Origin of the sequence: Devosia chinhatensis (genome assembly GCF_000969445.1) — a bacterium.
Classification (GTDB): Bacteria; Pseudomonadota; Alphaproteobacteria; order Rhizobiales; family Devosiaceae; genus Devosia; species Devosia chinhatensis.
This window is the reverse complement of sequence record NZ_JZEY01000043.1, coordinates 1-467: the sequence shown is the minus strand read 5'-3', so window position 1 is coordinate 467 and position 467 is coordinate 1. Positions and strand designations below refer to the sequence as shown.

Below are 467 nucleotides of genomic sequence, written 5' to 3'. Positions count from 1 at the left end.
GTGCACACGGTTGGGCGGGGAGACACACAGCAAACACATGCTGTACCGGACTGTCGACACGAACTGGAACGTGAGCGGCGCCGTGAAGCGCCGAGGCGACATCGGGCGAACACGCGCCTGCTGCGGGCTGGTATTCCTGATAGGTTGCATAATTGTGCCCCGGCGCCCAGGAGAGGATGGAATTCAACCAAGCGGACAGGAAAAAGCTCGGCTGGCTGGTGTGGATGGTGCGGCGCAAGACCTCGGACCGGGCAAAGATATGGACGATGGCCAGGATGAGCAGGCAGCCATGGGAATAGATGCGGGCACGGGGGCGGGTGGGAGTGATGAGGTTGCGAAGCAGCGGGGAGACACGCGCCGGGATGATGGGAAAGTAAAGGCTAGGGTAGAAAGAGGAAAGCGGGGAAACATTGGACCGCGGGGCATTCAGCAGGCGGTCGGGATTGATCGAGATGATGTCGCTGTCC

The 467-nt window shown here is 61.2% G+C and carries 1 protein-coding gene; it reads right to left on the bottom strand.

Going from position 1 to position 467, the window contains the following annotated elements:
• On the bottom strand, positions 1 to 467 hold a 467-nt coding region (locus VE26_RS00185), incomplete at both ends, for a stimulus-sensing domain-containing protein (protein WP_046103250.1).